The sequence below is a fragment of the Dyella sp. genome, from assembly GCF_035277725.1.
In the GTDB taxonomy this organism is placed as follows: Bacteria; Pseudomonadota; Gammaproteobacteria; order Xanthomonadales; family Rhodanobacteraceae; genus Dyella_B.
Genome location: NZ_DATEJY010000179.1, coordinates 1 through 5,019 on the forward strand (window position 1 = coordinate 1; position 5,019 = coordinate 5,019).

At 62.2% G+C, this 5,019-nt stretch carries 6 protein-coding genes; 5 read left to right on the forward strand and 1 reads right to left on the reverse strand.

Annotated features, from left to right (window positions below):
- The 5 genes from VJR68_RS15695 to hemC all read left to right on the forward strand — a co-directional run.
- On the forward strand, positions 1–727 hold a 727-nt coding region (locus VJR68_RS15695; RefSeq protein WP_324149205.1), incomplete at its 5' end, for a prolyl oligopeptidase family serine peptidase.
- 437 nt (positions 728–1,164) lie between these two features.
- The gene (locus tag VJR68_RS15700) at positions 1,165–1,830 is read left to right on the forward strand and encodes a carboxylesterase (RefSeq protein ID WP_324149207.1); all 666 of its coding nucleotides are present in this window, start codon (positions 1,165–1,167) and stop codon (positions 1,828–1,830) included.
- 32 nt (positions 1,831–1,862) lie between these two features.
- Positions 1,863–2,924, forward strand: coding sequence for a sensor histidine kinase (locus VJR68_RS15705; RefSeq protein WP_324149209.1), 1,062 nt, complete (start codon positions 1,863–1,865; stop codon positions 2,922–2,924).
- Entirely contained in the window at positions 2,905–3,609 is a 705-nt protein-coding gene (locus VJR68_RS15710) for a LytTR family DNA-binding domain-containing protein (protein WP_324149211.1), read from the forward strand. The genes VJR68_RS15705 and VJR68_RS15710 overlap by 20 nt, the downstream gene beginning before the upstream one ends.
- 160 nt (positions 3,610–3,769) lie before the next feature.
- Positions 3,770–4,687, forward strand: coding sequence for a hydroxymethylbilane synthase (gene hemC / locus VJR68_RS15715; protein WP_324149213.1), 918 nt, complete (start codon positions 3,770–3,772; stop codon positions 4,685–4,687).
- 46 nt (positions 4,688–4,733) lie between these two features.
- Here the strand turns inward: hemC and VJR68_RS15720 are convergent.
- On the reverse strand, positions 4,734–5,019 hold a 286-nt coding region (locus VJR68_RS15720; protein WP_324149215.1), incomplete at its 5' end, for a hypothetical protein.

Below are 5,019 nucleotides of genomic sequence, written 5' to 3' on the forward strand. Positions count from 1 at the left end.
CACGCCGAACGGTCAGCGGCCGACCATTCTGTATAGCTATGGCGGCTACGACATTCCGATCACGCCTCATTTCATCGGGCCGGAACTGGCGTGGCTGGAACGTGGCGGCGTACTCGCATTCGCCAATATCCGTGGCGGCAATGAATACGGCCAGGATTGGCATGCGCAGGGACAGAAGCTGCACAAGCAAAACGTGTTCGATGATTTTCACGCGGCGGCACTGGCGTTGTTCGACACGCATTGGACCGATCGCCAGCATCTGGGCATTCTCGGCGAGAGCAACGGCGGCCTGCTGATGGGTGCATCGCTGGTGCAACATCCAGACGATTACCGCGCCGTCGTAGCAATGGTCGGCATCTACGACGTGATTCGCCACGAAACCAACTTCACCAACGGTGCTTACAACGTGAGCGAGTTCGGCACGGTGAGCGATCCGGCGCAATTCAAGGCCACGCTGGCGTATTCGCCGTTACAGAATGTGAAGCCGCATACGGCGTATCCGGCAGTGTTGATGACGACGGGCGCGAACGATCCGCGGGTGGCGCCGTGGCAGTCGCGCAAGTTCACCGCAGCCCTGCAAAGCACCACCACGTCGGATCAGCCGATCCTGTTACTGACCCGCATGAATGCGGGGCATGGGATTGGTGCGCCGTTTAGCCAGCGCGTTGGCAACACGGCGATCATGTTGACGTTCTTCGCGCAGGAGTTGGGGTTGCCTGCGCATTGATGCCCAATTCAAACGCATGAAGTTTGCTACCTGCGTGATGCGCTCCCTCCCCTGCGACAGCAGGGGAGGGTTGGGGTGGGGTTGCCTGGGCTTTAGCGCGCAGCCAATGTCGCTGAAATATGTCTTGCGCAGAGGTTTGGGTCGCGCCGCTCGCTCCTAACCCCAATGCTCCGAACTTAAGGTTCTTCCAGTCGCTACAGAACCCAAACCCGTCATTCCAGCGAAAGCTGGAATGACGAACAAGAGTTTCCAGCGGTTGAAAATCCTTAAGTTCGGAGCATTGACCCTAACTCTCCCCTGCAAGCAGGGGAGGGAGCCATCTTTCGCGCTGATCGAGATGCACGCTTGCGTAAGCGCCATGCGGGACGAACTCTTTTCGCTACGACATCGGAGCGGCTGCTACGATTCCGCGTTGGTTCCCATTGTTATGATCTCCCATGTCCTTGCTCCCCGCCGTCGAAAACGAAACCGCCGCCAACCCCGTCTACAGCATCATCTGGCTGCACGGCCTGGGCGCGGATGGCCATGACTTTGCGCCGCTCGTGCCGGAGCTGGTCTCGCCCGAATGGCCGGCGTTACGCTTCGTTTTCCCGCATGCGCCAGTGCGGTCGGTGACGATCAACAACGGCATGGCGATGCGCGCGTGGTACGACATCTACAGCTTTGAGCCCGGCGCGCGGCAGGATGAAACGGGCACGCGCGAAGCCATCAAGCAGGTGGAGGCGCTGATCGCTCGCGAGCATCAGCGCGGTGTGCCGAGCGAACGCATTCTGCTGGCGGGCTTTTCACAGGGTGGTGCGATTGCCTTGGCGGCCGGCTTGCGTCATGCGCAGAAGCTGGCTGGCATCGTGGCGCTGTCCACCTATCTGACGATCGCCCGTACGTTGGCGGGCGAACGTAGTGCCGCCAATGCCCAGGTGCCGATTTTCTGGGGGCATGGCACGTTCGATCCGGTGGTGGTGCTGCAGCGGGGCATCGACTCACGTGCCGCACTGGAAACGCTGGGTTATCACGTGGACTGGCATACCTACCCGATGCCGCATTCGGTGCATCCGCAAGAGATTGCCGACCTGCGCCGCTGGATCGGCGAACGCCTGCGCTGAAAAACCACGAGCCATGCGGGCATACTGCGCGCATGCCGGGGAATGCCAACAAACCTTCTTCACAGCCGCACAGCCCGCTGCCGGACTTCTGCAGCCTGCCGGTGATTTCGGCGCTGCTGGTGGTGGGCGCGCTGTGCGTAACGCTGGCATGGCTGGCGCCGCAGAGCACTCGCGGCTGGCGTGGCTACAGCGTGGGCATGCTGTTCGTGGAATGGGTAGGCATGGTGATCGGCGTGGCGCTGTGCAAGCTGCGTCCCTGGCTGCTGCGTTTGCCCGGGTTGCTGCCGTATGCGGGCGTGTGGCTGGTGATGGTGTTGATCGTGGTGCTGGGCAGCGTGATGGCGCAGTGGATGGATACGATGCTGGAGATGCAGTTGATTCCAGCCGGCTCCAGCACATTCGTGCGCGATAACGGCTTGATCGCCGCCCTGCTCGGCGCCGCCATGCTGCGCTATTTCTATGTGCTGGCCGAATGGCAGGCGCGGCTCGCAGCAGTCGCGCATGCCCGGGTCGAGGCCTTGCAGGCACGCATTCGTCCGCACTTTCTGTTCAACAGCATGAACACGGTAGCGGCGCTGGTGCGCGTGGATCCGGAAGCGGCCGAACGCACGGTGGAAGATCTTTCCGAGCTGTTCCGCGCCGCGTTGGGCCAGGACGATACGCACAGCGGCACATTGGGTGAAGAGCTGCACCTGGTCGATCGTTATCTCGACATCGAACAACTGCGCCTGGGCGAGCGTTTGCACGTGCGGCGCGAACTGGATGACCTCCCGCTGGATGCGTCGATGCCGGTGCTGTTGCTGCAACCCCTGGTGGAGAACGCGGTGCGCCACGGCGTGCAGCCGCTGCGTGAAGGTGGCGAGATCGTGCTGCGCGGTGTGCGCGAGGGCGCGACGATGCGGATCGAGATCGACAATCCGCTCGCCGAAACGCCGAGCGTTGGCGGCAGTGGACACGGTCTCAACAACGTACGCCAGCGCGTGGCTTATCATTTCGGGCCACGGGCGGGCCTGGAAGCGGGACCACAGGGGAATCGTTTCATCGTGACATTGCTGCTGCCGATTGAGATGCGTCATGCGCGTACTGATCGTTGACGACGAACCACTCGCGCGCGCGCGCATGGACTCGCTGCTGAAAGAGTGCACGGACGTGGATGTGGTCGGCAGTGTGGCCGACGGCGAAGCCGCGTTGGCGGCGATTTCCGAAAAGCAGCCGGACCTGCTGCTGCTCGACATCAACATGCCGGGTCTGGACGGCAAGGCGCTGGCCGCGCGGCTGGCCAACCGCACGCGTCCGCAGGTAGTGTTCTGCACCGCTTACGAAGAACATGCCGTGCATGCGTTCGAATTGGGCGCCGCCGATTATTTGCTCAAGCCCGTGCGGGTGGAGCGACTGCGCGATGCTCTTCGGCGCGTGCGCCAGCGGCTCGAAGCGCAACCGCGCGAGCCGGTGGGCTGGCTGCATGCGCGGGTGCGTGGCGAACCGATTCGCATCGCGCTGGATGATGTGATCTGCCTGGTGGCGGAAGAGAAATACGTGGTGGCGCATCGGGCGGGCGATCAGCTGTTGCTGGATGATTCGCTGCGCCAGCTTGAGGAAACGTATCCGGAGCATCTGATCCGCCTGCACCGCAATTGCCTGGTGCCGGCCAATCGCCTGGTCGGGCTGAAGACACTGGCTGATGGCCGCGTGCTGGCGCGGTTGGCTGGTACCGACTTCAGTCCAGAAGTGAGCCGCCGCAATCTGCCCACGCTGCGCAAGCTGCTGCGCGTGGGTTGAAGGTGTGGGGTGGGTAGGCTGGGATGGCAATCCCAGCTTTCATTGGCACGGTAATGCCTGGATTGCATCCCAGCCTACGATTTATGCCGGCCTGCGCGGTTGCTGCGCGTGAGATGACGAGTGCGCGACAATGATGCCTGCCACCGTTTCCGGAGCCGTCATGTCGCCTTCCCTGCTACGCATCGCCACCCGCAAGAGTGCGCTCGCCCTGTGGCAAGCCGAGCACGTGGCAAGCCTGTTGCGCGCGGCACATCCGGGACTGCGCGTGGAACTGGTTCCGCTGAGCACGCGCGGTGATGAAATCCTGGACAAGCCGCTGGCGACGATCGGCGGCAAGGGCTTGTTCCTCAAGGAACTGGAAGTGGCGATGCTGGAAGGCCGCGCGGATCTCGCCGTGCATTCGCTGAAAGATGTGCCGGCGGAACTGGAACCCGGCTTCACCCTGCCCGCCATCCTGCCGCGCGCGGACGCGGCGGACGCTTTCGTCAGCAACCACTACGCGGACGTCACCGCACTGCCAGTTGGCGCGCGCGTCGGCACTTCATCCTTGCGTCGCCAAGCGCAGTTGCGCGCGGTGCGACCCGACCTGGAACTGCTCGATCTGCGCGGCAACGTCGGTACGCGGGTGCAGAAACTGGATGCAGGTCATTACGACGCGATCATTCTCGCCTGCGCCGGTTTGGAACGACTGGGCATGCACGATCGCATCCGCAGCCGCATGGGCGCACCCAGCTGGCTGCCCGCGCCCGGACAGGCAGCGATAGCGATCGAAGCGCGCGCGGACCAGCCCGATGTACTCGAAACGCTTGCAGTGCTGGACGATGCCGACACGCGATTGGCGGTCACCGCCGAGCGCGCGATGAATCAGGCATTGGGCGGAAGCTGCACGGTGCCGGTGGGTGCGTGGTGCACGGTGACTGAACACGGTTTGCACTTGCGCGGCATGGTGGGAGATGTGTCGAGCGGACGGTTGTTGTTGGCGGAGGCCAACGCAAGCAGCGCCGCTGCGGTGGAGCTTGGCAATGACGTGGCACAAGCGTTATTCGCGCAAGGCGCGCGCGCTTTTCTTGGCCTATAAAAAAGCGGGCCAGTTTGTTGGCCCGCTTTTTCACGCATGCAAGGATTCAGAAGTCGAACTTCTGATTGTATCGAAGGTAAACAAACCGCCCGTAATCGTAGGATGGGTTGTATACGAAGCCGCTGTTGCCGATCGTGTTGCTAGTAGCGTTGTAGAAGAGCGGTCCAACGCGATCAAAGATATTGTTGACGCCTAGTCTTACTGTGTCATAAAAATCAATGTAATATGTGTATAACTTGATGCCATGGGTGAGATGCGATGAGGACGGTGTCAAACCGCTTCGAGAAGTATCTGGAGTACTTGGCGGAAGGACTGGGTCATGCTGATCGCCA

Bases quoted from the DNA above. Each gene is read 5' to 3' on its own strand.
- VJR68_RS15700 (WP_324149207.1), top strand. From the start codon at position 1,165: ATGTCCTTGCTCCCCGCCGTCGAAAACGAAACCGCCGCCAACCCCGTC.
- VJR68_RS15705 (WP_324149209.1), top strand. From the start codon at position 1,863: ATGCCGGGGAATGCCAACAAACCTTCTTCACAGCCGCACAGCCCGCTG.
- VJR68_RS15710 (WP_324149211.1), top strand. From the start codon at position 2,905: ATGCGCGTACTGATCGTTGACGACGAACCACTCGCGCGCGCGCGCATG.
- hemC (WP_324149213.1), top strand. From the start codon at position 3,770: ATGTCGCCTTCCCTGCTACGCATCGCCACCCGCAAGAGTGCGCTCGCC.